We start from the raw sequence: 26202 nt of genomic DNA, 5'->3' as shown, positions 1-26202 counted from the left end.
GAAGCCGGGGCCTGTTGGAGGGAGCTTGCTCGCGAAGGTGAATGGCTCGGCGTTCGCCCGCAAGCTCGCTCCCACAAGCCGGATAATCCGACCGTCGTGCTCACGGGCCGATTGGCGTCGAGCGGTCGAGCTGGCGAAAGCCGATGGCTTCGGCCAGGTGGGTGCGGCCGATCGATCGGGCGTCGTCGAGGTCGGCGAGGGTGCGGGCGACGCGCAGGATCCGTTGGTGGGCCCGCGCTGACAGACCGAGTCGATCGCAGGCGCGTTCGAGCAGCTGTTCGCCGGCCCGGTCGAGCGCGGCATGGCGAGCGGTCTGGGCCGGCGACAGGCGGGCGTTGATCACGCCGCGCTCGGCCTGGCGGCGACGGGCCGCGTCGACCCGTTCGCGCACCGCGGAGCTGGGCTCGCCGGGCGGGTACTCGCCGAGGCGCTGGCGCGGGACTTCGACGTGCAGGTCGATCCGGTCGAGCAGCGGTCCGGAGACCCGCGACTGATAGCGGGCCACCTGGTCGGGGGTGCAGCGGCAGCGGCCGGACGGGTCCCCGGCGTAGCCGCAGGGGCACGGGTTCATCGCCGCGACCAGCTGCACCTCGGCCGGAAACTCCGCTTGCAGCGCGGCGCGCGAGATGACGATGCGGCCCGATTCCAGCGGTTCGCGCAGCACGTCGAGCACCCGTCGGTCGAACTCCGGCAGCTCGTCGAGGAACAGCACGCCGTGGTGGGCCCGCGAGACCTCGCCGGGACGCGGCCGAGTGCCTCCGCCGACCAGCGCGACGCCGCTGGCCGTATGGTGCGGCGCACGGAAGGGCCGCTGGCGCCAGCGGGCCGGGTCCAGCGGCTCGCCGCAGACCGACGCGATCGCGGCTGCCTCCAGCGCTTCGGTCTCGGCCATCGGGGGCAGGATGCCCGGCAGGCGCGAGGCCAGCAGGGTCTTGCCCGTGCCCGGCGGACCGATGAACAGCAGGTTGTGGCCGCCGGCCGCGGCGACTTCGAGCGCGCGGCGCGCCCGGTTCTGCCCGCGCACGTCGGCCAGGTCGGCGGGGTCGGGTTCGGCGACGGCACCGGTCGGCCGGGGGACGGCCAACTCCGCCTGGCCGCGGAGCGCCGACGCCACCTCGGTCAGGTGCCCGGCGAGCCGGCATGGCGGCGGGCCGGCCTCGGCGCGGACCAGCCCGGCCTCGGCGGCGTTGTCGGCCGGCAGCACCAGCGTGCGTCCCGCGTCGCGGGCCCGGATCAGCGCCGGCAGCGCGCCGACCACGCCGCGGACCTCGCCGCCGAGCGCCAGCTCGCCGAGAAACTCGAACGCGTCGAGTCGGTCGGTCCGGAGCTGTTTAGAGGCCACCAGCACGCCGAGCGCGATGGGCAGGTCGAAGCGCCCGCCGTCCTTCGGCAGGTCGGCCGGCGCCAGCGAAACGGTCACGCGGGTCGCCGGCGGCTGGAAGCCCGAGTTGGCGATCGCCGCGCGCACTCGGTCGCGGGACTCGCGCACGGCGGTCTCGGGCAGGCCGACGATATTGAACGCCGGCAGCCCGTTGGCCAGGTGCACCTCGACCCGGACCGGCGGCGCGGTCACGCCCAGCTGGGCGCGCGTGTGGACAACGGCAAGCGACATCGCAGCGCTACGGTTCGGAACAGCGCCTACCGTGCCCCGGCCGGGACATCGCGCGCGTCGGTCAGACTCCGACAGACGTGTAGGAAATCGGCTCGATCTGCACCGAGGCGCTCTCGGAGTCGATAAAAAGATTCAGGCCTTTGCTCGCAAGCTCGCTCCCCCGGTCGGGAGTTCGGTTCGGCTCGCGGGCCGCTCGAGGGTACTCCTGTGGGAGCGAGCTTGCGAGCGAAGGCTGGATGAGCCCGGTCGCGCGCAAGCGCTCTCCAACACGAGGACGATCCATGCGCTCGGGCACGCAGGCCTGTAGGAGCGAGCCTTGCTCGCGAAGGGTCGGCGAGTCGCAAGGCCCGCGGCGAGCTTACTTCTCGAACTTGTCCAGCCGTTCCTTCAGTTGTTCCAGGGTCTCGCGCGAACGCTCCAGCACGCGCTTCTGGATCTCGAACTCCTCGCGCGTGACCAGGTCCATCCGCGCCAGCTGGGATTCCAGCACCTGTCGGAAGCGCTGACGCAGGTCGTCGCGGGCGTTCTTCAGCTCGCCCGGCATGGCGTCGACCAGGCGGCGGGTCAGTTCGTCGAGGGTCTTCAGGTCGGGGCGCATGTGGTTCGTTGCTCGGTTCAGTACACTCATCGGATTGTACGCAACGCCGGTGGAGGCCCGACCGTGAAACTGATCACCGCGATCATCAAGCCGTTCAAGCTCGACGATGTCCGCGACGCCCTGGGCGAAGCCGGGGTGGCCGGCATGACCGTCAGCGAGGTCAAGGGCTTCGGCCGCCAGAAGGGCCATACGGAGTTGTACCGGGGCGCCGAATACGTCGTCGACTTCCTGCCGAAACTCAAGCTCGAGATCGCCGTCGGCGACGACCAGGTCGAACGCGTCGTCGAAGTCATCCAGGAAACCGCATCGTCCGGACGGATCGGCGACGGCAAGATCTTCGTGACCTCGATCGAGCGGGTGGTGCGGATACGGACCGGCGAGGAAAACGACCAGGCCTTGTAGCCCGGGCCGCGTCTCGTCGTCGCTGCCGGCGCTTCCTCGCGGTTCGACTTCCTCACGCACTCTTGAGTGCGCTCCAGAGTTCTCTCCGCTCGTCATCACCCGCAGCGACGACGATCCATCGGCCTTCTGGATTTCGGGTTCGGTGAGAGGCTGATGGACTGCGTGCGGCGCTTGCCGGGGCCGCGTCTCGTCGCCAGGACCGCGTCTTTCGCCCCCTGCGCGCGCTTCGTTGCTCGTTTCGATCCTCACGTATCGCTCGTACGCTGCGGTCGAAACGAGCGCCTCATCGCACGCAGGGAACGAAATCCATCGGTCCTCTCCTAGAAAGATCAGCGGGCGCTCCGGAGTTCTCTCCGCTCGTCATCACCAGCAGCGACGACGATCCATCGGCCTTCTGGATTCCGGGTTCGTTGAGGGGTTGCGTCCGGCGCTTCCTCGCGGCTCGACCCTCGAATCCAACCGAAGCTCCATCTGAATGCTCCATCTGTGGGAGTGAGCTTGCGAGCGAACATCTGATTCGGCCGATTCGCTCGCGAGCTCACTCCCACAGGAGCCAGGGAGAAAGCCTTGTCCTTGGAAGGGTGATAGCAGGGCATTCGCTCGCAAGCTCACTCCCACAGGAGCCAGAGAAAAAGCCTTGTCCTTGGAAGGGTCAGAGCAGGGCATTCGCTCGCGAGCTCACTCCCACAGGAGCCAGGAGGAGGCCTTGTCCTTGGAAGGGTCAGAGCAGGGCATTCGCTCGCAAGCTCACTCCCTCAGGAGGCAGGGAGGAAGCCTTGTTCCTGGACGAGTCAGGTCAGGGATTCGCTTGCAAGCTCACTCCTACAAGGGACCGAGCAGCCCGGAAGTCATCCCGCAATCCCGCCTGTGGGAGTGAGCTTGCGAGCGAAGGGGGTCAGGCCGATGTCGGACACGGCGAGCTCACACCTCGCCCCGCTGCACCCGTTTCTGCCAGGTTCTCTTCTGCAGCCAGGTGAACAGCGGGCCGTAGACGATCAGCAGGTTGTACATCCACGCCGACACCGAGACCCAGGGCCCGTCGAGCAGCCAGGCCAGAGCGAACGAGGCGACGCCGAACAGGCCGACGATGAACCACGCCAGCGCCTCGGACCGCGTGTCGTAGAGCTCCTTGGCGCTCATCGCCAGGTCGTCGGCGAACGATGCGGCGTTCAGGTACAGGCCGGCGACGATGCCGGCGACAGCCGCGAAGCCGATGCCGTAGACGGACACCATGACCCGGAAGTGGTGCAGGCTGTCGAGCTGGAATTCGCTCGGCAGCCAGCCGCCCGTGGCGGTGCTCAGGCCGGCGCTGAACAGGATCTTCAGCGGGTACACGTAGATCATGATGACCACGACCAGGGCCGCGGTCAGCAGCGTCGAACGAAGGTCCTCGAGGCCGAACTTGTCGCTCCAGACCTGGTGGGCGCGCCAGAACAGGAACAGGATCGCAAAGCTGGCGATGAAGGCGGGCGCCCCCTTCATGGCCTCGATCAGTTCCTGGTAGTTGCCGGGAATCTCGTCGATCGAGATGGCCAGAAGCGCCGCGGCGAACGCGAAGGCGGCGTCGGTGAAGGTTTCCAGCCGGGTCATCTGTGCGCCGCGACGAGGATGGCCGTCCGGCCCGAGCTTGACCCCGTCGACCGCGGCCCGGGCGCTCATGGTGCGATGTCGGCCGCCGGCGAGGGCGTCTCGCCGTCGACCAGTTCCCGCAGGGCGTCGCGCACCACCGGCCAGGCCGACGATCGCGGATCGACCAGTTCGAAGTGCCCGGCCCCGGTCACCACCCGCCGCTCGACGGGGTCGCCGGCCTCGAGCGCGGCCTCGTAGTAGGCGTCGGCCGGCGCCGACCAGGTCGCGTCGAGGTCGCCGTTGACCAGGATCTGCTTCACGCCCAGCGGCACGCGTTCGACCGGCGAGGCCAGCGCGTAGCGGTCCGGGTGCAGCTCCGGGCTGCCGCCGATCAGCCGGGTCGCGGCATCGGAGCAGGTCCGGCGGTCCGAAAGGCCGGCCAGGTCGGCGGCCGCGGCCAGTGCGAGCACGCCGTCGATCTCGAGCGCGGTCTCGTCGCGGAACGGGCTGTCGTCGGGCTGGGAGCGGCGGCTGGCCAGCCACAGCGCCAGCTGGCCGCCGGCCGAATGGCCGACCGCGACCACGCGCTCGGGGTCGACCGGGTACTCGGCGGCGAGTTCGCGCACGTGGTCGGTGCCCTCGGCGACGTCGAACAGGGTATTGGGCCAGCCGCCGCCCGGTTCGCCGATCCGCCGGAAGCCCACGGTCCAGACCGCGAAGCCCTCGTCGCGCACGGCGTCGGCCAGGCCGGCCATGTAGCCCTGGTCGTAGTCGGCCAGCCAGCAGCCGCCGTGCAGCATCACCACAACCGGGTGCGGACCCGCGCCCTCGGGCATGCGCAGTTCGCCGAACTGGCGCTGGTACGGCCCCCAGACGATCACCGCGTCGGGCGGCGGTTGCGGGTCGAGGTAGGCTTCGGCGGCGGACTTGGGGTCGCTCGTCGACGGCAGGCCGGCACAACCGGCGAGGCCGACGGCGGCCGCGAGGAGCAGGACTCGGAACAGGGTTGACGGAGGCATGGCGCGATTATGTTGGCAAGACGGTTGGCAGGAATGCGGGCAAGTTCGCTTGCAAGTATGCCGCCGCCGCAACGGGAAGTCGGGCCCGGTGCGTCATAGCCAGCCCTGGTCGCGGGCGATCCGGTAGGCCTCGATGCGATTCTCCGCGCCGAGTTTTCCGATCGCTTCGGACAGGTAGTTGCGCACCGTGCCGTCGGCCAGGTGCAGTCGCCTGCCGATCTCGGCGTTCGACCGACCTTCGCCGGCCAGCCGGAGGACCTGGCGCTCGCGCTCGGTCAGCGGATCCTTGCCGTCGAAGGCCGTCAACGCCAGCTCGGGGTCGATGACCCGCTGCCCGGCGTGGATGCGGCGCAGGGCATCGGCCAGCTGTTCGACCGGGGTCTCCTTCAGCAGGTAGCCGCGGACGCCGGCATCCAGCGCCCGGCGCAGGTAGCCCGGCCGGGCGAAGGTGGTCAGGATCACCACCGCGCAGTCCGGATGCGAATCGCGCAGCCATTCGGCCAGTTCCAGGCCGGTGGTGCCGGGCATCTCGATGTCGGTGACGACGAGATCGGGTCGATGCGTCTCGACCGCCGCCCGGGCCTGGTCGCCGTCGGCGGCCCGCGCCACCACCTCGAGGTCGTCTTCGAGGTCCAACAGCGAGCCCAGCGCGCCGAGCAGCAGCGCCTGGTCTTCGGCGAGGAGCAGCCGGATCATCGCGCCGTCTCCGGGATGCTGGCCCGGAGCCGGCCGGCGCCGAGCTCCAGTTCGCCGCCCAGGGACTCGACCCGGGCGCGCATCCCGGCGACCCCGCTGCCGTCGGGCCGGATCGTGCCGCGGCCGTCGTCGTGGATCTCCAGCACGCTGCCGCCGCGCCCGTTCGGTGCGAGGCGGATCGTGCAGCGCCGTGCGTCGGCGTGGCGCAGGATGTTGGTCACTGCCTCGCGCACGATCAGCGCCAGCATGGCCTGGGTGCGCGCCGGCAGTTCGGGCGCCTCGGCCGTGTCCAGCTCCAGTTCGACGTCGGCGGAGCGCAGGCTCAGGCGGGCCTGCTCCAGCGCCTCGCAGAGGTCCTGTTCGCGGACCCCCTGGATGGCTTCGCGCACCTCGGCCAGGGCCTCGCGCGCCGTGGCCCCGAGCGATTCGATCTCTTCGCGGGCCCGGTCGGGGTCCCGATCCAGCAGCCGGCCGGCCAGTTCGCTCTTGACCGCGATCAGCGAGAGCGTGTGGCCGAGCACGTCGTGCAGGTCGCGCGCGATCCGCTCGCGTTCGGCCACTCGCGCCAGCCGTCGGACCTCGGCCTGGCTGAGCCGAAGCGCCGCGTTCCGCCGCTGCTGCTCGCCGAAGAAGATGTTGGCCGAGCCGATGACCAGGCTGATGAACACCCCCGGCAGCCAGTAGAACAGCACCGGCTGGGCCCACAGCGCGGTCAGCCCGGCCAGGGCGGCGATGCCGATCACGATCCAGACGGTCTGCCGCGGGCGTCCGGCCTGGTGGGCGAAGCTGGCCGCGTAGATGAACAGCACGCTGCTGCCCGAATTGAACGGGGCCCAGGCCACGCCCAGGGCGGCGATCGCCGCCACGTGGGCGAGCGCGGCCGGGCCGCGGCGCCGGTAGGCGCTGAAGTACAGCGCGAGGAATGCGGCCACGGTGACCAGCGAGAGCGCGAACTCCACGGCCGGGACGGGCCGGAAGAACCACTCGATGAAGAAGAACGAGAGGTAGACCAGCCACAGGTAGGCGGTCCAGCCCTGCTCGGAGGCGGGCGGAACCAGCCAGCGGTGGAAGCGCTCGAGAGCGCTCATTCGAATCGCGCGCGCTCGATCGTGAAGTCGAAGTCACCGGGCTCGCCGGCGGCGAACACGCCCAGGGCCTGGAAGGCGGACAGGTCGACGCCGTCGAGCTCGTCGAGCTCGATCCGGATGTCTTCGCCCGGCCCGACGTCCCGCCAGACCGGCTGCGGGCTGTTGCCGGAGAAGAACATCACGCGCAGCAGGTCGACCTCGCCGGAAACCGACAGCGTCAACGACGTCCAGCCGCGACGATCGACCGCCTGCATCGGAATGTCGGCCGCGCTCCACATGCCGCCGGCGTACGGGAAGGCGAAGCCCGGGCGCAGGGTGCCGTCGACCCGCAACGCACCATCGACCAGTTCGATCGACGCGTTCGATGCGCCGCCCATGTAGTCGTCGGCCGCCGGCATCCAGTGCGTGAGGTCGGCCAGCAGGTCCGCCGCTGCGGCCGGCCCGGACGATTCGGCGGGCGCTGCGGCTGCCGGCAGCGCCCGCTCGACGATCGCACCGTTCTTCCAGACCTCCGCGATCCGCAGGAGGTCGGTGGGGTCGTCGAGCGGATTGCCGTAGACCAGCAGCAGGTCCGCACGGCAGCCGGGCCGGAGGCAGCCGCGCGGGTCGTCGTCGGCCAGCATCGTGAACACGGACGCGGTCGTGGATGTCGCCGACTTCATCGCTTCGATCGGCGACAGGCCGGCCTGGTGGAGCCGGATCACCGCATCGAGCAGGCTGATGCCGTGGGCGGTGCCCGGGTTCGGCGCGTCGGAACCGGCCAGCAGCGGCACGCCTGCGGCGTGCAGCGTCCGGATCGAGGCCTCGACGCGCGGCCACATCGCGGTCCGGTTCTGGCTGTTCGGAAACGACCCGGCCAGGCTGCGCCGCTGCTCGGCCGAGAGCTGGTCCTCGATCGCCTCGAAGCGGTCGAGGCGATCCAGGCCGGGCTGGCCGTAGGCGCCGGCCAGCACCGGCGTGGTCGGGATCACGAACAGGCCGCGCTTGGCCCAGGCGGCCGCGGTCGCGGCGTCGACTTCACGGTCGCCGAACAGGTGGACCAGGCCGTCGACGCCGGCGGCGACCGCCAGCTCGGCCTCCGCCAGGCTGCCGACGTGGGCCAGGGCCAGCACGCCGCGCGCGTGGGCGGCGTCGACCACGGCCGCCACCGTGTCCGCATCGAGGCTGGGGATGTCGCCGCCCCAGCCTTCGCCGCCCTCGACCACGATCTTGATCCAGTCCGAGCCCTCGGCCAGGCGGTCGTCGACCCACGCCGCGGCGCCTTCCGGGCTCTCGGGCAGCGGCACGTCGATGCCGTACTGGGTGCCGTGGCCGCCTTCGGCCGTGGCCAGGTAGCCGGCCGAGTACAGGTCCGCCTGCCCGACCGGCTCCCGGCCTTCGCGCTGGGCGTGCTGCCGGTCGAAGTCGTCCGGCGTGCGGAACATGTCGAGCAGCGTGGTCACGCCGAAGCGCGCCGCATCGACCTGGGCCCGTCCGAAGGCGTGGACGTGAGCGTCGATCAGGCCGGGCAGGGCGGTCCGGCCGGCCCCGTCCACGGTCGTCGCGTGGTCGGGCACGATCACCGAGACCCTCGGTCCGGCCTGGGCGACCCGTCCGTCGGTCAGCAGGACCGTGGCGTCCTCGATGACCCGTTCGCCGTCGAACAGCCGGACGCCGACGATGGCCGTGGCGTTCGTTCCGGGGGCATCCGAGCGGTCAGCCTCGCCTTCGCCGTCCATCGCTGCCACGGCCGTCGTTGGGTCATCGGCCGTCGAGTCGTCGAGCGGCTCGGGCAGGAACAGCAGCACGGCCAGCAGCGCAGCGACGACGCCCAGTACGATCCAGAGGTTCTTCATTTCGGTTCTCCTTGCAATGCGGTCCGCGTCGGCGGATCCGGGTCGTCGTTCAGCCGCGGGTGCCGTCGAGCCGCTTCCAGCCCAGCACGGTCAGCACCGCGAACAGTAGCGTGAAAGCACCCAGGTTGACCAGCGACGGGCCCCAGGCGGCAGCCTTCGCGCCGGTAACGTCCAGCGCCAGCGCGGCCAGGTGGTACGGCGGCAGCCACTCGGCGATTGCCTGCAGGAAGGCCGGGAACTGCATGGCCGGAATCCACAGGCCCGACAGGAAGCCGAGCGGCAGGTAGATCAGGTTGAGCACCGCCGGCGCCGCGTTCGGTTTCAGCCACAGGCCCAGCGCCAGCCCCATCAGGCAGAACGGCAGGCTGCCGGCGACCAGCACCGCGGCCAGGCCCAGCCACTGACCCGTCTCCAGGCGCACGTTGCCGAACACGGCGGCCATGGTGCTCATCGCGACCACGATGACCAGGCCGAACAGCACCGCACCGAAGGCTTTCCCGGCGATCACGGCGCCGACCGGCGCCGGCGAGGCGCGCAGCAGCATCAGCCAGCCCTGGGCGCGCTCCGTGGCGATGCCGACGCCGAACGAGAACAGCGCCGCACCCATCACGCCGAAGGTGGCGAAGGTGCACAGGAGCCATAGCGACTGGGCGCGGATCATCACCAGGCCGAAGAAGCCGTAGAACATGATCGGGAACAGCAGCGTCGGCAGCGTATAGGCCGGGGTGCGGACCAGGTTCAGCCACTGGGCCTGGACCAGCTGCAGCGATGCGGTCAGCGATGGGTTGGCGGCGTTCATGCGGCCTCCTCTTCGGTGTGGTTCGGTGGGGTGGACACGGTCGATGGTCCGGCGCCGGTCAGCGCCAGGAACGCGGTTTCGAGGTCGGCGCCGGTGACCTCCAGGTCCTCGGCGTCGGGGTCGGCGGCCAGCAGCGCGCGGACCGTTTCCACGCCGCGTGAGGAGAGCAGCTCGGCGCCGCCCTCGGTCCGTTCGGCCTGCTGCACGGCCGGCAACGCGGCCAGGGTCGCCTGGTCCAGCCCGGTGCGCACGCGCACCCGGTCCTGGGGCACGCGCCGGCGGATCGCGTCGGGCGTGCCCTGGTGCAGCACCCGGCCGCGGTCCAGGACCACGACCCGGTCGGCGAGGCGCTGCGCCTCGTCCATGTAGTGGGTGCACAGCAGGATCGATGCACCGGCCTCGCGCCGCGTCTCGATGGCCTGCCAGAGGCGCCGGCGCGCCGCCGGGTCGAGCCCCGTGGTCGGCTCGTCGAGGATCAGCCAGTCGGGCTCACCGACCGCCGCCAGCGCGAACAGCGCGCGTTGCTGCTGGCCGCCTGACAGCTGGCCGAAGCGCCGATGCTCGAGGCCCGCCAGGCCGGCCTCGTCGACCAGCGCATCGAAGGCCGCGTGCTTCGGGTAGAAGCTCGCGAACAGTCGGATCAGTTCGATCACGGTCAGGTTGTCCTGCACGCCCGAGGCCTGCAGCATGGTGCCGATCCGGGTTCTGCACGCGCGATCGTCCGGGCGATGCGCCCCGAACAGCCGGACCGAGCCGGACTGGACGCTCTTCAGCCCCAGCAACAGGTGGATCAGGGTGGATTTTCCGGCGCCGTTCGGGCCGAGCAGGGCGGTGACCTCGCCGGCCTCCAGGCGAAGATCGACGCCGTCGAGGGCGCGGGTCGCGCCGTAGGCGTGCGACACGCCGGCTAGTTCGGCGACGGGGGCGGTGGGCGTGCGGGACATCGATCGGCTCCTCGTTCGGGGTGGAGCCAGTGTCGCGAAGGAAGGCGCCGGCCGGTAGTGCGAAGCCTCAGGCCTCCGACATGACGAATGTCACCTCGCCGCGTTCCACGTATGCTTGGATGCAGTCACCGAACGGGAGCCCGACACGATGCGATTTCGAATCCCTGCCGTACTCGCCGCACTTCTTCTCGTCACCGGTTGTGCCGGACTGGGCGTCGGCCGCGAGCCGCCGTCGGTGTTCCTGCAATCGTTCCAGGCCGTGCCGAACGGCAGCGGCGCGGGCCTGCCGGCCTTCGAGATCGTGCTGCGAGTGCTCAACCCCAACCCGGAACCGCTTCGCCTGCGCGGTGCCGTGTACTCGGTCCGTCTCGACGGCCGCCGGCTGGTCGAGGGCGTGGCCAACGAATTGCCGCAGATCGAGGGCTACGGCGAGGGCACGGTGGTGTTGAACGCCGCAGTCGACGTGCTCGGCGGCGTCCGCCTGCTCGCCGACCTGATGAACCAGCGGCCCCGGGACCGCTTCGAGTATTCGCTCGAGGCCCGCCTGGACCCGGTCGGCTTCGGCCGCGACATCCGGATCGAACAGGGCGGAATGATCGAGCTGAGTCGCCCGCCTCGCTGATGGGCTGGAGCCGACCGGCGTGTGCCGATCGACGCGTGGCCCGCAGCGGAGAGCCCGACCGCGGCCATGACTTCCGACGCTTGCGGGTCCGCCCCGGTCCGCGCTAGCGTGGAGTCTCCCGATCGAGGAGACCGGTGATGAAGACCCTGCTCGTTGCCATCGGATGGTGCCTGCTGTTCGTCCTGGCCTGGCCGTTGGCCCTGCTGGTGCTGCTGCTGTGGCCGCTGATCTGGCTGCTGTCGCTGCCGTTCCGGGCGCTGGGCATCGCCGTCGATGCCGTGTTCGCGCTGCTCAAGGCCGTGCTGTTCCTTCCGGCCCGCCTGCTCGGTTACCGGCCCGCCGAATCGCGCGCCTGACGGCGCATCAGCCCGTAGATCATGCTGCCGGCCGCCACCACGGCGCCGGTTGCGGCCAGCGACTGCCAGGAGAGCTGGATCAGCAGGAGGCCGCTGGCCAGCAGGGCAAGAACGGGGATCGTCCAGCCGCCGCGGAGTTGGAACCCGGGCGCATCGAGCTCGGCCGCCTTGCGCCGCAGGCGCGGCATGGCCGCGATGCAGCCCATGTAGATCAGCACCCGGACCAGCGCGCTCATCGCCGCCAGCCAGAGAAACGACCCGAACACCGACAGCAGGAACACGATCGCCGAGGTCGCCAGGATCGCGTTGGCCGGCGTGCGGTGCCTTGGATGAACCCGGCCCAGCCAGGCCGGCAGGTCGCCGTCGCGGGCCATCGCGAAGGTCATGCGCGGCGAAGAGATCATCGACGCGGCCAGGTTGCCGGTCACCGAGATCACCACGCCGGCGGTCAGCAGGATGGCGCCGGTCGGGCCCATCAACACGTCGGCCACGTCGACCAGCGCGCTGTCCGATTCGGCCAGCCCAGGCAGCGCCGCGACGCTGATCATCTGGATCGTCACGTACAGCACCGTGGCGACGGCCAGGGCCCCGAGCAACGCGCGCGGCATCGCCCGGCCCGGGTCACGGGTCTCGCCGGCCGGGATCAGCGCCGACTCCCAGCCGACGAATGCATAGACCACGAGCAGCGCCGCCGTGCCGAAGTCGGCCAGGCCCGGCGCCGACGCGTCGCTCCAGGCCGCGACACTGTCGTCGATCCAGCCCAGGCCGAACACGATCAGCGCCAGCAGCGGGAGCAGCTTCAGAACGGTCAGACCGCCGAGCAGGCGGACCGCACCCTTGACCCCGACCACGTTGATCCAGGTCAGGCCGCCGATGAAGATCGCCAGCAGCGCGACCCGGGTCGGCCCGCGGTCGGCGGCCGGCCAGAACCAGGCCAGCGAGGCGAGCAGCAGCGAGATGTTCGCGGCGAACGACGTGACCCGGGCGATGAAAAAGGCCCAGCCGGTCTGGAAGCCGGCGAAGTGACCGAAGGCCTCGCCGACGTAGACGATCGGTCCGCCGGTGCGGGTGAAGCGCGACGAGATCTCGGCGAAGCACAGCATGATCGCGGCCAGCAACAGCGCGCAGGCGACGAACACGAGCGGACTCCAGGCGCCGGCCAGCGCCGCGGCGCCGGCCGGCACGCCGAAGATCCCGGCGCCGATGATGCCGTTGAGCGCGATCATTCCGACACCGGTGGTGCCGATGCCCCGGTTCAGGCCCTCTTCGCGGGGCGGGACCGGGCGCCGGTCAGTCACGGCGCAGCACGGCCGAGGCCAGCGCGTCGGCCGCCGGCGGATGGTGGCGGAAGAACAGCTCGGGTTCGATCAGTTCCAGTTCCATCACCTGCGGACCTCCGGGTGCGTCGACGAGATCGACCCGAGCATAGGCGATATCGGCGCCGGTCGTCTCGGCGGCGCGCCGGATCGCGCGCTCTGCGAGCAGCCGTTCGTCATCGGTCGGCACGTGCGGATGCACGGTTCCGCCGTGGTCGTCCTGGACGCGGAACTCGCCGGGTGCCGCGATCTTGCGCACCGCGTGCGTGGCCTCGCCGTCGATGACGACCAGCGACACTTCGCCGGACGCCAGGATCGCCGGCGCGAACGGCTGGAGAAGCATGTCCTCGGCGGCGACCAGGCGCTGCCACAGCGCCTCGCGATCGCCGGCCTGCGCCCGGGCGATCCGGTAGGTTTCGCGCCCGGCCCCGGACACCGCCGGCTTGATCACGACCTCGTCCCAGCCTTTCGCGTCCATCCGGTCGGCCAGCGAGGCGGCCGTTTCGCCGCGCGCGACCACCCGGGTCGGCACCGTCGCCACGCCCGCGTCGGCCAGTTCGACCAGGTAGCGCTTGTCGGCGTTCCAGCGGATCACGTCGACCGGGTTGATCACCCGCGCCGCACCGTCGATCCGGTCGAGCCAGGCCGTGAATTCGCCGTAGCGCTCGAAATAGTCCCAGGTCTGACGGATCAGCAGCGCGTCGAACGCGGTCCAGTCGACGGCGGGATCGGACCAGGCCACGCGCCGGGTCGCGGCGCCTGCCGCTTCGAAGGCGCGTTCCAGTTCGGCATCTTCGTCGAGAATGTTCCGGACGTAGGCACTCGGATCGATCGGTTCGATCCAGCGCTCGTCGTTGACCAGTGCGATCCGCATGCACATGCCGCTCGTCAGGAATAGGCGGACATTGTGCGCGAGGCGCATCGTTGACGTGACAGTGACGGCCGGCGAGCATCGTCGAGCCATGCGACTTCGATGCGTTCTACCGATTCTCCTCCTGTGCGCGGGGGCACCCGTCGGCGCCGACTGGAATGCGCTGGTCGATCGCGCCGATCGCCAGCTGCCGCGCCTGCACGCCCTGCTGGTCCTGGACGACGGCCGGCCCGTGGTCGAGCACGTCCGACGCGGGCCCGGGCTGGACCGGCCTGCGGCGCTGAAGTCCCTGTCCAAGACCGTGCTGTCGGCGCTGGCCGGCATCGCCATCGAGCAGGGACGCATCGAGGCGGTCGACGTGCCGCTGGTCGACCTGCTCGGTCCCTTGCCGGCCGGAGCGGACCCCGCCGCGGCGGACATCACGCTGGCCCATGCGCTTTCCCTGCGGACCGGGCTTCGCAGCACGTCGGGCCGCTACTACGGGGCCTGGGTCCAGAGCGCGAACTGGGTCGATCACGTGCTGACCCGCCCGATGGCCGATCGGCCCGGCGGACGGATGATCTATTCCACCGGATCGACCCACCTGGTCGCCGCGGCCCTGGCCGCCAGCGGCGAGTCGGACGTCCACGCGCTGGCCCGCCGGTGGCTGGGCGCGCCGCTGGGCATCACGGTGCCGGACTGGATGACCGATCCCCAGGGCATCCACTTCGGCGGCAACCAGATGCAGCTCTCGCCGCGCGCGCTGGCCCGCTTCGGCGAGATGTACCGCAACGGGGGGCGATACGCGGGGCGCCAGGTCCTTGCCGAGGACTGGGTTCGCGCCAGCTGGACGGCCTACGGCACCTCGCCGTGGAGCAACGACGACTACGGCTACGGCTGGTTCATCACCGAGCTTGCCGGCGAGGCCGCCTACTACGGCCGCGGCTACGGCGGCCAGGCCTTGATCGTCGTGCCCTCCGTGGGAATGACCTTCGTCATGACCTCCGACCCCGACCCACCCTCGCGTGGCGGCTATTTCGACCGCATCAAGCGCCTGGCTGGCGAGGCCGTTCGCCTCGCGCGGTGAGGCTTTCGTTTCGTCAGGCGTTCGCTCGCAAGCTCGCTCCCACAGGAGGGGGCCTTGTGGCCGAAGGAGGCGGGTCGGGGGTTCGCTCGCAAGCTCGCTCCTGCAGGCGGGGCTTTTGGCCGAAGGCCTGACGAGAACCCCGCTTGAAGTCGATCGATTCGCTCGCTACTCTCGATGCTGGTGTTGGATGGGGTCATCGAAGATGCGATCGAAGATGCGATTGTTCTGCGTGGCGATTTGCCTGCTGGCGACTGCCGGGATTTCGGCCGAGAACTTTTCGGTCACGGCCGACGAGGCCTGCGTGCCGGATCTGCGTCCGGCGAAGGATTCGGTCGTCCCGGGTGCGGTGTTCGATGCGGTCGAAGATGGTGTATTGACGCTGGGCGTCGATGTCGATGGCGATGGGCGCGGCGAGCTCATGATCCGGCTACGACCCGAGTCCTCCAACCAGCTCGGGCTCCTGCGCGAGCTGGTTGCAGGTGCCGACGAGTTCAGACTCCACGCCCGGGGCGCGGCGGCCCGGACCGTCGAGCTGGTCCTGTCCGACCGCTTGTCGATCTGGCTACCGGTTCGCACGCCCAACTGTCGGCTACCCGATGACTGGGTCGCCGGGCGTGAGGTGCTGGTGCTCCAAGAGATCGCCTGGCTTCGTACGCCCGACGGGCCGGAGCTCGCGCTCGGCGATGGGCCGGTCCCGGAAACGCTGCGCGAGATCCATCGACGCATGGGCGTCGCGGAGCCGGCCGCCTGTCGCGCCGGCGGTCCGGGGGCGCTGTCGTGCAGCTATGCAACGGGGACATCGACCGGCCCATCCGGCGAGGCCGGGCGATGTCACGCCGCTTGCGCCGGCGAGAGTCAATACGCCTGCTGCGCTCCGACCGCCTGTGGTTGCGAGTCGGTCGGACTGTCCGCGAGTTCCGGTCGAACTTCCGGGGCGGTTCCTTGAAGGAGGCGGGTCGGGGGTTCGCTCGCAAGCTCACTCCTACAGGAGGGGGTTCTTGGCCGAAGGGGGGTGGATCGGGGGTTCGCTCGCAAGCTCACTCCTACAGGAGGGCCCTTGTGGCCGAAGGAGGCGGGTCGGGGGTTCGCTCGCAAGCTCACTCCCACAGGAGGGGGCCCTGTGGCCGAAGGGGAGGATCGGACATTCGCTCGCAAGCTCACTCCTACAAGCAATACCCCGGGTCGCCTCCCGGCCTGCCCGCGGGCTCCCCTGTGGGAGCGAGCTTGCGAGCGAATGCCCGATCCTGAATGCATCCTGTGCAAGAGCACAGCCACGATCACCGCTGACAGCTTGCACACCAGACGGTGGTGCGCTGGCCGACCAGCGCGCTCTTCAGTGCGCGACCGCACGTCGGGCAGGGTTCGCCTGCCTTGCCGTAGACCTGGAGTTCCTGGCCGAAGTAGCCCGGCGTACCGTCGCCGACCGTGAAGTCGCGGAGCGACGTGCCGCCGACCTCGATCGCACGATCCAGGGTGGCCCGGATGGTGGCGGCGAGTCGGGCATAGCGCGCCCGACCGACGCGACCGGCGGCGCGCTTCGGATGGATGCCGGCGTCGAACAGGGCCTCGGTGGCGTAGATGTTGCCGACGCCGACGACCACGGCGTTGTCCATGATGAAGGTCTTCACCGCGCCGCGCCGGCCGCGGCTCGCGCGCCACAGGCAGTCGCCGTCGAACTCCTCCGACAGCGGCTCGGGACCCAGCGCGGCCAATCGCGGGTGGACGAAGGGATCGTCGCCCGGCTGCCACAGCGCGGCGCCGAAGCGGCGCGGGTCCGTGTAGCGGATCGTTCGACCGTCGCGGATCGCCAGGTCGATGTGATCGTGCGGTCCGGGAGGCGGCGGGCGGTCCCAGCCGCGGAACGAGCCCGACATGCCCAGGTGCCACAGCAGCGTGCCGTGTTCGAAACGCCACAGGAGCCACTTTGCCCGACGCTCCAGCGCGACCACCTCGCGGCCGGCCAGCGACGACACTTCATCGGCCACGGGCCAGCGCAGCATCGGGAACCGGACCTCCACGCGCTCGATCGTGCGGCCTTCGACGAGCGGCGCCAGGCCGCGGCGGGTGGTCTCGACCTCCGGTAGTTCGGGCATGTTTGCAATCCTCGGAGTCAGGGCGTACGGTCAATGGCCGGGCGAGAATGGCTCGGCCGACCAAGACAAAGTACTGGAGGACCTATGAGCGTTGCACGCGTAACCGAAATCATCGCTTCGTCGCCGAAGAGTTTCGAGGACGCGGTCGAAGAAGGCATCGATCGCGCGAACAAGACCCTCAAGAACGTCAAGGGCGCGTGGGTGGAAGGCATGAAGGTCGAGTGTGGAGGTGACGGCAAGATCAAGGCCTACCGCGTCACGCTCAAGGTGACCTTCGTTCTCGACGACTGATCCGGATCGCCGGGTGCCGGCCTCCGGCGCCCGGTGTTCCCATCGACCTCGCTCAGAATCGGACGCGCCGACAGTCGGTCCAGCGTTCGCCGTCCATCTCGATGCGCGCCGCATCGCCCTGGCTCCAGAATTCCACGCCCGGTTCCGCGTAACGCTCTCCCGATGCACTGGCCGTGCGCGGTAGCGCGAACACCCTTCCCTGGCTGCGCAAGGACGCGATGCCCTGGGCCGAGCGCACGGTGAAGCGCCGGTCGTCGCAGTCCCAGGCCGAATCGATCACGGTCGTCGGCGCATTCGACGTCAGCAAGGGCTCGAAGGCCTGCAGACTGCCGTCGGTCTCGGCCGGCGGGACGTTCATCAGCGCCGTCATCAGCGAGTAGATGTCCACTGAGCGGATCGCCGGCAGCCGGCTTCCGGCGGCGAACGCCGGCCCGTGGGCGATGAAGATGCCGTGCATCGAGTGCCAGGCCGGGTCCCAGCCGTGCATGCCGGCCGGCCCGCCCTGTTCGAGCAGCGTGCGGTAGTAGTCCCGGTTGGAGATCATCCAGCCCAGGTCCGCCTCGACGGTCACGTCCGGCACGCGCTTGTGGTCGTCGAAGCGATAGCGTGCCGGGGCCTCCCCCTTCTTCCAGGCGGTGACCTGCGGCACATCGGCCAATGCGGCGACGATCTCGTCGGCGGTGGGGCCGCCCTCCATGGTCCAGAGCTGGGCCGCCGGTCCCCAGTCCGACGCGCGCACGCGCTCGAGGGGAACGTGGTCGTCGAGCAGGATGTAGCGCTTCGCGTCGATCGGCTCCATGCCGTGGTCCGAGGTCACCAGCAGGTGGACCTCGTCGAGCATGCCGCGCTGTTCCAGTCCGTCGATCAGGCGTCCGATCGCGCGGTCGACCTCGATCATGGCGTCGACGACCTCCGGCGCGTCAGGGCCGTGGTCGTGGCCGGTCGAGTCCACGATGGAAAAGTACAGGGTCGAGAACAGGGGACGCTGGTCCAGCGGCAGGTCGAGCCACTCCAGCACCGTATCGACGCGCTCGTCGTGGGGCACGCTGCCGTCGTACATGCGCACGATCGTCGGTCGCATGCCGCCGATCTGCGCCGCGCCACCCGGCCAGGTGTTCGGCGACGCGATCCGTCCGGCCTTCTCGACCGTGTTCCAGATCGGCTCGCCGTCGTACCAGAAGCCGTCGCCGACCGCGTCGCGGTTGCCCAACGAGAAGGTCGACTCGCGCTCCGGGTCCCACATGCGGTTGGCCACCACGCCGGAGTTCTCGGCGAACAGTCCGGTCGCCAGCGCATAGTGGGTCGCGAAGGTCTTGGTCGGGAAGATGTGGACCAGGCCGTCGGCGCGAAGGCCGTTGCCGGCCAGTCGCTCCAGTGCCGGAAGCTCGACCCGCTCGAGGTAGTCGTGGCGGAAGCCGTCGATCGAGATCAGTATCAGCGGCGGCGTGTCGTCCAGGTCGACGCGGCGATCGATCACCGCGCAGGTCGCGATCGAAGCGGCCACCAGCAGCAGGAGCAGCGTAGCGAACAGCCGCCGCGGACGCTCGGCGCGCGGCGGGGACATCGAATCGCCCATCAGTCGCGGAAGTTCTCGAACTGCAGCGGGCGATCGGCGTCGGCTTCGCGAAGCAGGGCGATGGCCGCTTGCAGGTCGTCGCGCTTCTTGCCGCTGACCCGCACCTTGTCGCCCTGGATCGCGGCCTGGACCTTCAGCTTGGATTGCTTGACCTGCTTGACGAGCTTCTTCGCGAGCTCGGCGTCGATGCCCTGCTTCAGCGTCACGGTCTGCTGCACGGTCTTGCCGGAGGCCTCCGGATCGCCGGCTTCGACCGCCTTCAGGTCGATCCCGCGCTTGGACAGCTTGGCGTAGAGGATGTCGAGCATCTGCTGGACCTGAAAGTCGGATTCCGAGACCAGGCGGATGGTGTTCTCCTCGTGCTCGAAGTGCGAATCGGTGCCCTTGAAGTCGAAGCGGTTCTGCACTTCGCGGTTGGCCTGGTCGACGGCGTTGGCGACTTCGTGGGCATCGAGTTCGGAGACGGTGTCGAACGAGGGCATGGGCGCTTTCCGGGTCGGGAATCGGGCCCGTATTCTACCGAGTGAGGCGGCACGCCGGCGCGGACCGGGCGCGGCAACCGGTGCCGTCGCCGAGCTGCGCGATCCCTTCGCTCAGCTGGACTCGGTTTCGCTGGGCTGCTGGATGAAGTTGCCCTGAATCAGGTCCACGTCCATCTGCCAGATGCGCGAGACCTCTTCGGCGTCCTCGAGCATCGGCACCACCAGCTTCCGACCCGCCTGGTGAGCCGCGCCGATGAACTTCTCGAAGCGCGCGGTCAGGCCTTCGTCGGCCAGCATCCGCCGGGCGAAGTCGGCCCGCATCCGCAGGAAGTCGCAGGGAATGTGTTTCAGCAGCACGGCTTCGGGAATCTTCTCGTCGATGTTGGTCAACGATACGCCGACGCCGAGCGAGCGGATCCGTTCCAGCACGTCGCGCGCTTCGCGGATCCTGGACTTGAGCTCGATGACGTTGAACTCGAACACGATGGCCCGGTCCGCCTCGTCGAGCGTGCCGATTTCCCGGGCGAACCAGTCGAAGAACTTGGCATCGTCGACCAGCGCCGGGGACTGGTTCATGAAGTAGGTCGGCGTGGGTTCCTCGGCCTCGAGGTGGTTGCGGATGCGCGAAATGGTCTGGGCGATCATCCACTGGTCCAGCGCCGGGAGAACGCCGCGTGCGGCGGCGACGGGAATGAACCGGGCGGCCGGGATCAGGCTGCCGTCGCTGCCGAGCAGGCGGGGCAGGACCTGGTAGCGGTCCGCGTCCGGTCCGGAGGTGGCCAGCAGCGGCTGGAACACGACGCGCAGGCTGTCGTCGCGCAGCGCCTTGGTCAGCTGCCCCAGCATCGTGCCCGGCGCACCGCCGTCCTCGGCTCCTTCGGCGCCGGCGATCTCGCTGCGGTTGCCGCCGGCCTCGGTAAGCTTCTCGGCCATGCGCGCGACGCTGACCAGGTTGGCCTCAGCGAGCCGCAGCTGTTCGTTGGCGGGCCGGGCCGCGAAGCTGACCGTTGCGGCGATCGCCTGCTCGCCGAACTCGAACAGGTTGCTCGAAATCGCGCGCAGGAGCGTCGCGGCCTGCTTCGCGAAGTCGCGGTCGCCGCCCACCGCGTCGAGCAGGACGGCGATGGAGTTGAGGCCGAAGCGGGCCGTGACGTCGCTGGGTTCGAGCTGTGCCCGCACCCGGTCGTGGATCGCGCGCATCAGCTTGTCCAGGCCGGTGAAGCCCACCTGGTTGCGATGGCTGTGGGTTTCGTCGAGCACCAGCCAGGCGACCCCGGGCGGGTAGCTGCTCGCGCCGCCGGCGCGGGCCGCCTTGCATCGCTTGTCGAGTTCGCCGATCAGGGTCGACGCGCTGACCACGCGCGCAAGGCCTTCGGGAAGGTCGCCCCCTTCGAGCAGGGTGCCGGCATTGCTGGCTTCGGAATCGCTCATGCGGATCCTCGTTGGAATGCGGTCTCGTGCGCGGCGCGTGCCTGTCGACACGTTATCCGGCACTCCACCCTGACCGCCCTCCCTGAACGGACTGGGAAAAAGTATACGCGGATCATCGGCCTGCGTCAGCCGACGACTTCGCGTCTCCCGGTCGCCGTCGCGGTATTTCCAGGCAGCGATGCGCGGGCGGTCGCCGGCGCGCGGCCGTGAGGCCGCCTCGCGGTCCGCGCCCATCCCGGCAAGGGACGGTCGAGCAGCTTCTCGAGACGCAGGACCTCCGGAAGGAAGCGGGCATCGAGCTCGGCGCGCAGCCGAGCCTCGAGCGGTGCGACCTTCGGTGCGGAGTGTGGCCGGACGCTTCCGCCCGGGCGATGTCTCCGAAGCCAGCCGTAGAGTCCCTCCGGCACCACGCTTCTGACCCGGTAGCGCAGGGTGCTGCGCTTCCAGGCGCGGTGCAGCCAGTCGTCCGGCGCAGGGCCGGCGCGATTGTGGATGCGGTAGTCGATCGCCGGACCGGGTGCTGCGCCGAGAAAATCAAGCACGCGGCGATGGACCGCGGCGGGGTCGCTCTTGAGGTCGTCGAACACGACGACGTGGACGCGCTCGCGTCCGAAGCGACGGATGTACCGCTCGAGCTGTTCGGCATACCGCGGGATCGACGTGTACAGCAGGCTTTCGGGAAATCGTGCCGTTGCCGGTACGGCGAGACCCCGGCGCCGTTTCGGTTCCCGAGCCAGTGCGTCGGCCAGGTCGACACAGTCGTCGCGGCGCCCACGCTGCACGTGATGGGCATGCAGCGAGTGGATCATCTCGGCCGGGTCGCGGAGCATCGCGATGATGCGCGCGTCGGGACGGGCCCGGTGGATCTCGTCGGCGGCGCGTTCGGAGTACAGGTACCAGGTCGAACGGTCGCCGACCCGCTGCCGACCGGCCGATCGGCACAGGGCGCGGTACTGGCGCGGCGTCAGCCGAGGCCGGTTGTAGTCGATGTCGCTGCCGAAGAAATGAGGTTCGCCGCGCAGGACGAAAAGCTCCGGGTGCGCGGTCAGGTAGCGGGCCATCGACGTGGTACCGCACTTCGGCGCGCCGACGATGAAGAAGTCCGGCAGCGGCACATCGTTGCCATCGAGCGCTTCGCTCATGTCGGAAATGCGTAGTCGAAGTGGTGGATTTCGCGCCCGAACAGCGCTTCGACCCGGGCGCGCTGGATATCGCCGTACCAGGCCGACGTCGGTCGACGCGGCTTCGACCGCTTGGCGTGCGGCAGCGTCGGCGCCGGCAGGCCGATCCGGTCGAAGACTTCGGCCAGGTCCTCGGCCAGGGATTCGAAGCGTCCGACGAAGTCCACGGCGATCCGGTCGTCGATGGTGTAGATCGGCCAGTTGTCGAAATGGCGGGGCACGACCCCGTCGGTGAAGTCGCGGGCCTGCATGCGGGCGAGGAAGTCGTCGAACTGCAGGTCCGTGCGGCCGGTCTTGCGGGTACGCCAGTGGAAATCGGAGACCGCACGGTCGTAGGGATTGCGCACGAATGCGAACTTGAAGTAGTCGCGCCAGGCGTCGGGGTCGAAATCGCGCACGCGCCGCGCATGGGCATGTTCGGGCGAGGCGCCCAGGGCGGCCCGGTACTTCATTCGCTGGGCACCGTTGAGCGCGGCCACGCGATGCCGCGGCTGGGCGATCCGTCCGGGCTTGCGCAGCAGTCGGCCGAGATAGCTGATCGCCGCGGCCGGATGCAGCAGGTCGCGCCGGGCCCGGCGGTTGGGCGCGATGCCGGCCGCCAGCGCCTCCGGCCAGGTGCCGAGGTGCAGGTCGTCGGGCCCCAGGTGCGGCGCGAGCGCTGCGGCGATCGAGCTACCGGCCACCTTGCGGCAGTGCAGGAAGATGAAGCGATGGCGGTGACTGATGATCAAGGAAGCTGGGCGGCGGCGCCGCCTGGAACGGTACGGCCGGGAAGGGTAGCAGAACGCCGTGCCGGTGCCTTCCGCGTGAGCGGGTCGAGGTCGAAGGGACGGTTGGCGATCCGTGGACCGTACTCCTTCGGGTGCGGCCCGAGGCCCGGACGCAGGACCGGCCCCGGTGGACGGGGCCGGTTGCGATGCGGCGCGGGACGCGCCGTCGGGCCGGGGCTCAGCCGGTCGGGAAATCGAGGTTGAAGATCACCGTCGATCCGTCGAGCACTTCGATCAGCTGACCGCGCGGGTCGAAGTCCAGCGGCAGTTCGTCGGGGTCGGGGCTGCCGGTGGTGAACTCGATCTCGCCTTCGATGCCGGCGCCCGTATCCACGACCTGGATCGTGCCGCGTACCGTTCCGCCGACGCGCAGGGTGTACGGGCCGATCGGGACATCCTCGATCTCGACGTCGAAGTCGATCTCGCCATCGTCGGCGCGCCAGCGGGCCTCGCCGTCGCCGGCGGGGAACACGCCGAGATTGTTCAGGTCGCGGCGAATCTCTCCGTCGGGCGTGCCGCCACCACCGCCGCCACCGCCACCGCCACCCCCACCGCCGCCTGCGTCGGGGAAGTCGGAGCTGAACAGCACGGTGGCGCCCTCGTTGATCTCGATGAGTTCGCCGCGCGGATCGAAGTCCAGCGGCAGCTTGCCGGCCTCGACCGGGTGGCGGAACTCCAGCTCACCCTCGGTCCGGCCCGCGCCCAGGTCGACGACCTGGATCGTGCCTCGTTCGACGCCGCCCACGAACAGGGCGTAGGCGCCGACCGGCACGTCCTCGACTTCGACGTCGAAGTCGACCCGGTCCGGCCGCTGCTCGAACTCCGCGTCGGCATCGCCGGCGGGGTACACGCCCAGGTTGGCCAGGTCGATCTCGACTTCGCTGTTGCCGAACGGCGGGGGCGTGCCGCCGCTTCCGCCGCCGGTGCCCGGGACCGTGCCGTTGGCCGGAGCCGTGTTCGACAGGATCACCGTGGCGCCGTCGAGCACGTCGATGTCCTGGCCGCGCGGGTCGAAGTCGAGCAGGATCTTGCCGGGCTCGGCCGGCGAGCGGAACTCGATCTCGCCCTCCGGTCCGCCGGCGGTCGAGACCACGGTGATCGTTCCGCGCGCGACGCCGCCGACTTCGAGCGTGTAGTCGCCCAGCGGCACATCCTCGATCTCGACGGAAAAGTCAACGCGGCCGGGGCGCGCCTCGAAGTCCGCGTCCCCGCTGGCCCCGGCAATGGCGCCGGTTGCGATCAACGCGATGTCGAATTCCTCGGGGAGCGTGCCGGGCGGGATGTCGTCGCCGATTCCGCCGCTGCACGGCGCACCGGGCTGGTTGGTGATCCGCTGGATCGGGAAGCCGCCGGTGCCGACGATGACGCGGATGGTCTCGAAGTCCACCGTACCGGTGTTGCAGTCGTCGAAGGTGACCTGCATCGTGCCGATCTCCGAGACCGGGTCCGGGTTGGTTCCGGGCGGGTCGTTGAAGTCGATGCCTTCGACCTCGTAGACGGTTGCGTCGATCGTGTTGCCGACGATGTCGCCCTGGGCGAACAACCAGGTGGGGTTGCCCTGGTCGTCGTAGATCGCCCAGTAGATGGCGCCGGTCTTCGTGCCGGTCAATGCGCCGGCGATGGTCACGATCATTCCGTGGTTCTGCTGCTCCGGCTGGTCCCACCAGCCCGAGAAGCTGCCGGTGACTTCGACGGCCGCCGCGGGCCCTGCGAGGCCGGCGAGTGCGATGCCCATCGCCGCAGCGAGGCGACGGGGGCGTGCAGTGCGTGGGGTGGAGAGATGGTTCATCGGAAACTCCTCGGGGTCAGTCATCGTTCGGTTCGGGGGGGAAGAATCGAATACAGGCCCAGGCCGAGCCGGGTGGGGCGCGCTTGATCGGCACCGTCCAGTTCGCGGGACTGCTGTTCGTACTGGTAGAGCCACTCGTCGACCTGCTCGGCCAGCGCGCGGCTGGCGGTCTCGATGCGCTCGCGCGCCTCTGCGACCAGCTCGGGATGGATGTTGCGGTTGTAGACCACCAGCTGCAGGCGCTTGTCCGATCGATCGGGCTGCCAGTTGTGCGCAATCGTCTCGATCAGGTCGCCGCAGGCCATGCCGAAGATCTCGCAGGTCTGCAGGTCGGCTTCGTCGGCGCGGCTGATGTAACGCGTCCGGACCAGGCGAACAGTTCGATCGTCGTCGAACTGCGCGTCGCCGAGCTTTACCGCGCCGTTGCGTTCGAGTTCGTCGAGGACCGCGCGTGCCGGCGCGCCGCCGCTGTGCCGGGCGACCAGTCGCGAGAAGCTCGGTGCGTCGCCGTCGGCTTCGAAGGGCAGCGCCGGGAGCGGCTTGCCGTCGGCGCGGAACTCGGGGTCGTGCGCCCAGCCCGAAAGCACCAGGGCCGCGCGGTGGTACTGCTCCTGCTGGGGCACCTGGTCGGGCGCCGGCGTGGCCAGCAGCTGGTTGACGTCGACCCGGGTCAGGCCGGTCAGTACCGCGACCCGCGACTTGGTCGGCTTCCGGTCCGGCAGCCGGAACTCGCGGTAGGCGACATCGGCGTAGCACCAGCGCAGCCAGTCCGCGCAGGTCTTGTAGGACACGTTGTGGCGCAGGAGGATGCGGACCAGCGGACGGAAGATGCGGATCGCCGCGCGGGCGAGCGCATCGAGGGTGGTGGCGGGTCCGGTTCGGGCGTCCATGGTCAGTGCGTGCTCCGGGAGGTCTGGAGCGCGAGCGTGCGCGTCGGCCGGTTGAACAGGTAGCCCTGCTGGCAGACCACGCCGAGCTCGCGCAGGGTCCGCATCTGGGTCGGTCGCTCGACGCCCTCGGCCACCAGCCCCGGCCCGGCATGGCGCACCATCGCGACCAGGCCGGCCAGCACCCGGCGTGCGCCGTCCCGGCGATCGACGTGCGCACACAGGCTGCGGTCCAGCTTGATCCAGTCGACGAGGCCCGCGGCCAGCACGTCGAAGTTCGGCGCGCCGGGACCGAAGTCGTCCAGGGCGATCGCGCAGCCCGCCCGCTTCAGCGCCTCGAGCGCCTCGTGGCTGGCACCGAGGTCGATCGCGCCGTCGAACTCGACCAGTTCCAGGACCAGGCGCGCGGGATCGACATGGTGGCGTCGGGCGCGCTCGAGCACGGCCTCGACGAAGCCGGGCTGCCGCAGCGAGACCGGATGCACGTTGATCGCGATCCGCGTCGTCGGCCGGAGCCGGGCGGACTGGCCCAGCGCCGCGTCGATCACCTCGAGATCGAAACGATGGCCCCGCGCGGCGTAGGCCGCACGGACCGCGTCCAGGACCGGCGTGCCGCCGTGCGGGCGGTAGAGGTACTCGACCCAGGCCGGATGGCGGCCCGGCGCCAGCGTGACGATGGCCTGGGCCGCCAGCGGGGGCACCGACGATGGCGCGAGTCGTGCCCGGGCAATGGGCTCGGCAATTGTCTCGGCAACCGGCCCAACCATCGGCCGGGGCGAGCCGGTCGCCGGAGAAACGGTCTGCAGGACGTGGAGGGGGCGAGCCATGATTTGCATATTATTTTGCAAAAATTGCGGTGTCAAGGGTTTTGTAATAAAAAATGCAAATTTTCCGGAGGCCGCGCCTGCC

General features: G+C 70.0%; 26 protein-coding genes. 6 read left to right on the top strand and 20 right to left on the bottom strand.

Annotated elements, in window-relative coordinates; translation table 11 throughout:
* Nucleotides 1-100 precede the first annotated feature (100 nt).
* Together KUV67_05490 and KUV67_05485 are read right to left on the bottom strand one after the other, a co-directional pair.
* Entirely contained in the window at nucleotides 101-1612 is a 1512-nt protein-coding gene (locus KUV67_05490; protein MBY6204323.1) for a YifB family Mg chelatase-like AAA ATPase, read from the bottom strand.
* A gap of 358 nt (nucleotides 1613-1970) precedes the next feature.
* Complete coding sequence (locus KUV67_05485) at nucleotides 1971-2240, bottom strand: accessory factor UbiK family protein (GenBank protein MBY6204322.1); 270 nt, start codon at nucleotides 2238-2240, stop codon at nucleotides 1971-1973.
* Nucleotides 2241-2273: 33 nt separating this feature from the next.
* Here KUV67_05485 and KUV67_05480 point away from each other — a divergent pair, with 33 nt between their 5' ends.
* Nucleotides 2274-2612: a P-II family nitrogen regulator gene (locus tag KUV67_05480; GenBank protein MBY6204321.1), complete on the top strand. Its 339-nt coding sequence runs from the start codon at nucleotides 2274-2276 to the stop codon at nucleotides 2610-2612.
* A gap of 921 nt (nucleotides 2613-3533) precedes the next feature.
* On the opposite strand, the gene KUV67_05475 is transcribed toward KUV67_05480, so the two are convergent.
* The 7 genes from KUV67_05475 to KUV67_05445 all read right to left on the bottom strand — a co-directional run bounded on the left by KUV67_05475 (nucleotide 3534) and on the right by KUV67_05445 (nucleotide 10562).
* The gene (locus KUV67_05475) at nucleotides 3534-4271 is read right to left on the bottom strand and encodes a DUF1211 domain-containing protein (protein MBY6204320.1); all 738 of its coding nucleotides are present in this window, start codon (nucleotides 4269-4271) and stop codon (nucleotides 3534-3536) included.
* The gene (locus tag KUV67_05470) at nucleotides 4268-5200 is read right to left on the bottom strand and encodes an alpha/beta hydrolase (protein MBY6204319.1); all 933 of its coding nucleotides are present in this window, start codon (nucleotides 5198-5200) and stop codon (nucleotides 4268-4270) included. The genes KUV67_05475 and KUV67_05470 overlap by 4 nt, the downstream gene beginning before the upstream one ends.
* A 93-nt stretch (nucleotides 5201-5293) precedes the next feature.
* Nucleotides 5294-5896: a response regulator transcription factor gene (locus KUV67_05465; GenBank protein MBY6204318.1), complete on the bottom strand. Its 603-nt coding sequence runs from the start codon at nucleotides 5894-5896 to the stop codon at nucleotides 5294-5296.
* Nucleotides 5893-6984, bottom strand: a complete 1092-nt coding sequence (locus KUV67_05460; protein ID MBY6204317.1) for a sensor histidine kinase — start codon at nucleotides 6982-6984, stop codon at nucleotides 5893-5895. Before KUV67_05460 ends, KUV67_05465 begins: the two co-directional genes overlap by 4 nt.
* Nucleotides 6981-8819, bottom strand: coding sequence for an amidohydrolase family protein (locus KUV67_05455; GenBank protein ID MBY6204316.1), 1839 nt, complete (start codon nucleotides 8817-8819; stop codon nucleotides 6981-6983). The genes KUV67_05460 and KUV67_05455 overlap by 4 nt, the downstream gene beginning before the upstream one ends.
* A gap of 49 nt (nucleotides 8820-8868) precedes the next feature.
* Entirely contained in the window at nucleotides 8869-9618 is a 750-nt protein-coding gene (locus KUV67_05450; GenBank protein MBY6204315.1) for an ABC transporter permease, read from the bottom strand.
* A complete protein-coding gene (locus KUV67_05445) occupies nucleotides 9615-10562 on the bottom strand; it encodes an ABC transporter ATP-binding protein (GenBank protein MBY6204314.1) in 948 nt (315 codons plus the stop codon). The genes KUV67_05450 and KUV67_05445 overlap by 4 nt, the downstream gene beginning before the upstream one ends.
* Nucleotides 10563-10710: 148 nt before the next feature.
* Between KUV67_05445 and KUV67_05440 the strand changes: the two genes are divergently transcribed.
* Together KUV67_05440 and KUV67_05435 are read left to right on the top strand one after the other, a co-directional pair.
* Complete coding sequence (locus tag KUV67_05440) at nucleotides 10711-11184, top strand: LEA type 2 family protein (protein MBY6204313.1); 474 nt, start codon at nucleotides 10711-10713, stop codon at nucleotides 11182-11184.
* Between the two features lie 137 nt (nucleotides 11185-11321).
* On the top strand, nucleotides 11322-11540 hold the full coding sequence (locus KUV67_05435; GenBank protein ID MBY6204312.1) for a hypothetical protein: 219 nt from the start codon (nucleotides 11322-11324) through the stop codon (nucleotides 11538-11540).
* On the opposite strand, the gene KUV67_05430 is transcribed toward KUV67_05435, so the two are convergent.
* Both KUV67_05430 and KUV67_05425 read right to left on the bottom strand, forming a co-directional pair.
* Nucleotides 11513-12838, bottom strand: a complete 1326-nt coding sequence (locus KUV67_05430) for an APC family permease (protein MBY6204311.1) — start codon at nucleotides 12836-12838, stop codon at nucleotides 11513-11515. The two genes, KUV67_05435 and KUV67_05430, sit on opposite strands and share 28 nt — an antisense overlap.
* Complete coding sequence (locus KUV67_05425) at nucleotides 12831-13730, bottom strand: hypothetical protein (GenBank protein MBY6204310.1); 900 nt, start codon at nucleotides 13728-13730, stop codon at nucleotides 12831-12833. Before KUV67_05425 ends, KUV67_05430 begins: the two co-directional genes overlap by 8 nt.
* 88 nt (nucleotides 13731-13818) lie before the next feature.
* Between KUV67_05425 and KUV67_05420 the strand changes: the two genes are divergently transcribed.
* Together KUV67_05420 and KUV67_05415 are read left to right on the top strand one after the other, a co-directional pair.
* Nucleotides 13819-14793: a beta-lactamase family protein gene (locus KUV67_05420; protein ID MBY6204309.1), complete on the top strand. Its 975-nt coding sequence runs from the start codon at nucleotides 13819-13821 to the stop codon at nucleotides 14791-14793.
* Nucleotides 14794-14995: 202 nt separating this feature from the next.
* Nucleotides 14996-15739, top strand: a complete 744-nt coding sequence (locus KUV67_05415; GenBank protein MBY6204308.1) for a hypothetical protein — start codon at nucleotides 14996-14998, stop codon at nucleotides 15737-15739.
* Nucleotides 15740-16070: 331 nt separating this feature from the next.
* Here KUV67_05415 and mutM read toward each other — a convergent pair whose 3' ends face one another.
* Nucleotides 16071-16886, bottom strand: coding sequence for a bifunctional DNA-formamidopyrimidine glycosylase/DNA-(apurinic or apyrimidinic site) lyase (gene mutM / locus KUV67_05410; protein MBY6204307.1), 816 nt, complete (start codon nucleotides 16884-16886; stop codon nucleotides 16071-16073).
* Between the two features lie 84 nt (nucleotides 16887-16970).
* Here mutM and KUV67_05405 point away from each other — a divergent pair, with 84 nt between their 5' ends.
* The gene (locus KUV67_05405; GenBank protein MBY6204306.1) at nucleotides 16971-17177 is read left to right on the top strand and encodes a dodecin family protein; all 207 of its coding nucleotides are present in this window, start codon (nucleotides 16971-16973) and stop codon (nucleotides 17175-17177) included.
* 52 nt (nucleotides 17178-17229) lie between these two features.
* On the opposite strand, the gene KUV67_05400 is transcribed toward KUV67_05405, so the two are convergent.
* The 8 genes from KUV67_05400 to KUV67_05365 form a co-directional block, all read right to left on the bottom strand.
* The gene (locus tag KUV67_05400) at nucleotides 17230-18741 is read right to left on the bottom strand and encodes an alkaline phosphatase family protein (GenBank protein MBY6204305.1); all 1512 of its coding nucleotides are present in this window, start codon (nucleotides 18739-18741) and stop codon (nucleotides 17230-17232) included.
* A gap of 11 nt (nucleotides 18742-18752) precedes the next feature.
* Nucleotides 18753-19235 (bottom strand): YajQ family cyclic di-GMP-binding protein, encoded by a 483-nt coding sequence (locus tag KUV67_05395; GenBank protein ID MBY6204304.1) that lies wholly within the window; start codon nucleotides 19233-19235, stop codon nucleotides 18753-18755.
* Nucleotides 19236-19346: 111 nt separating this feature from the next.
* Nucleotides 19347-20666, bottom strand: a complete 1320-nt coding sequence (locus KUV67_05390) for an EAL domain-containing protein (protein MBY6204303.1) — start codon at nucleotides 20664-20666, stop codon at nucleotides 19347-19349.
* Between the two features lie 125 nt (nucleotides 20667-20791).
* Nucleotides 20792-21808 (bottom strand): sulfotransferase, encoded by a 1017-nt coding sequence (locus tag KUV67_05385; protein MBY6204302.1) that lies wholly within the window; start codon nucleotides 21806-21808, stop codon nucleotides 20792-20794.
* A complete protein-coding gene (locus KUV67_05380; GenBank protein ID MBY6204301.1) occupies nucleotides 21805-22578 on the bottom strand; it encodes a sulfotransferase family protein in 774 nt (257 codons plus the stop codon). The genes KUV67_05385 and KUV67_05380 overlap by 4 nt, the downstream gene beginning before the upstream one ends.
* A gap of 217 nt (nucleotides 22579-22795) precedes the next feature.
* Entirely contained in the window at nucleotides 22796-24430 is a 1635-nt protein-coding gene (locus KUV67_05375) for a hypothetical protein (protein MBY6204300.1), read from the bottom strand.
* Complete coding sequence (locus KUV67_05370; GenBank protein MBY6204299.1) at nucleotides 24427-25296, bottom strand: hypothetical protein; 870 nt, start codon at nucleotides 25294-25296, stop codon at nucleotides 24427-24429. Before KUV67_05370 ends, KUV67_05375 begins: the two co-directional genes overlap by 4 nt.
* A 2-nt stretch (nucleotides 25297-25298) precedes the next feature.
* Complete coding sequence (locus tag KUV67_05365) at nucleotides 25299-26120, bottom strand: EAL domain-containing protein (GenBank protein MBY6204298.1); 822 nt, start codon at nucleotides 26118-26120, stop codon at nucleotides 25299-25301.
* Nucleotides 26121-26202: the final 82 nt, after the last annotated feature.

The sequence above is a fragment of the Halomonas denitrificans genome (assembly GCA_019800895.1).
Taxonomy (GTDB): domain Bacteria; phylum Pseudomonadota; class Gammaproteobacteria; order Xanthomonadales; family Wenzhouxiangellaceae.
The sequence above is the reverse complement of the archived record's forward strand: the minus strand, read 5'-3'. Positions and strand labels throughout refer to the sequence as shown.

Coding starts and splice junctions, on each gene's coding strand:
- KUV67_05490 (MBY6204323.1), bottom strand. CDS start 1,612: ATGTCGCTTGCCGTTGTCCACACGCGCGCCCAGCTGGGCGTGACCGCG.
- KUV67_05405 (MBY6204306.1), top strand. CDS start 16,971: ATGAGCGTTGCACGCGTAACCGAAATCATCGCTTCGTCGCCGAAGAGT.
- KUV67_05435 (MBY6204312.1), top strand. CDS start 11,322: ATGAAGACCCTGCTCGTTGCCATCGGATGGTGCCTGCTGTTCGTCCTG.
- KUV67_05370 (MBY6204299.1), bottom strand. CDS start 25,296: ATGGACGCCCGAACCGGACCCGCCACCACCCTCGATGCGCTCGCCCGC.
- KUV67_05425 (MBY6204310.1), bottom strand. CDS start 13,730: ATGCGGATCGCACTGGTCAACGACGAGCGCTGGATCGAACCGATCGAT.
- KUV67_05365 (MBY6204298.1), bottom strand. CDS start 26,120: ATGGCTCGCCCCCTCCACGTCCTGCAGACCGTTTCTCCGGCGACCGGC.
- KUV67_05390 (MBY6204303.1), bottom strand. CDS start 20,666: ATGAGCGATTCCGAAGCCAGCAATGCCGGCACCCTGCTCGAAGGGGGC.
- KUV67_05440 (MBY6204313.1), top strand. CDS start 10,711: ATGCGATTTCGAATCCCTGCCGTACTCGCCGCACTTCTTCTCGTCACC.
- KUV67_05455 (MBY6204316.1), bottom strand. CDS start 8,819: ATGAAGAACCTCTGGATCGTACTGGGCGTCGTCGCTGCGCTGCTGGCC.
- KUV67_05465 (MBY6204318.1), bottom strand. CDS start 5,896: ATGATCCGGCTGCTCCTCGCCGAAGACCAGGCGCTGCTGCTCGGCGCG.
- KUV67_05450 (MBY6204315.1), bottom strand. CDS start 9,618: ATGAACGCCGCCAACCCATCGCTGACCGCATCGCTGCAGCTGGTCCAG.
- KUV67_05485 (MBY6204322.1), bottom strand. CDS start 2,240: ATGAGTGTACTGAACCGAGCAACGAACCACATGCGCCCCGACCTGAAG.
- KUV67_05445 (MBY6204314.1), bottom strand. CDS start 10,562: ATGTCCCGCACGCCCACCGCCCCCGTCGCCGAACTAGCCGGCGTGTCG.
- mutM (MBY6204307.1), bottom strand. CDS start 16,886: ATGCCCGAACTACCGGAGGTCGAGACCACCCGCCGCGGCCTGGCGCCG.
- KUV67_05460 (MBY6204317.1), bottom strand. CDS start 6,984: ATGAGCGCTCTCGAGCGCTTCCACCGCTGGCTGGTTCCGCCCGCCTCC.
- KUV67_05400 (MBY6204305.1), bottom strand. CDS start 18,741: ATGTCCCCGCCGCGCGCCGAGCGTCCGCGGCGGCTGTTCGCTACGCTG.
- KUV67_05395 (MBY6204304.1), bottom strand. CDS start 19,235: ATGCCCTCGTTCGACACCGTCTCCGAACTCGATGCCCACGAAGTCGCC.
- KUV67_05375 (MBY6204300.1), bottom strand. CDS start 24,430: ATGACTGACCCCGAGGAGTTTCCGATGAACCATCTCTCCACCCCACGC.
- KUV67_05475 (MBY6204320.1), bottom strand. CDS start 4,271: ATGAGCGCCCGGGCCGCGGTCGACGGGGTCAAGCTCGGGCCGGACGGC.
- KUV67_05420 (MBY6204309.1), top strand. CDS start 13,819: ATGCGACTTCGATGCGTTCTACCGATTCTCCTCCTGTGCGCGGGGGCA.
- KUV67_05385 (MBY6204302.1), bottom strand. CDS start 21,808: ATGAGCGAAGCGCTCGATGGCAACGATGTGCCGCTGCCGGACTTCTTC.
- KUV67_05415 (MBY6204308.1), top strand. CDS start 14,996: ATGCGATCGAAGATGCGATTGTTCTGCGTGGCGATTTGCCTGCTGGCG.
- KUV67_05470 (MBY6204319.1), bottom strand. CDS start 5,200: ATGCCTCCGTCAACCCTGTTCCGAGTCCTGCTCCTCGCGGCCGCCGTC.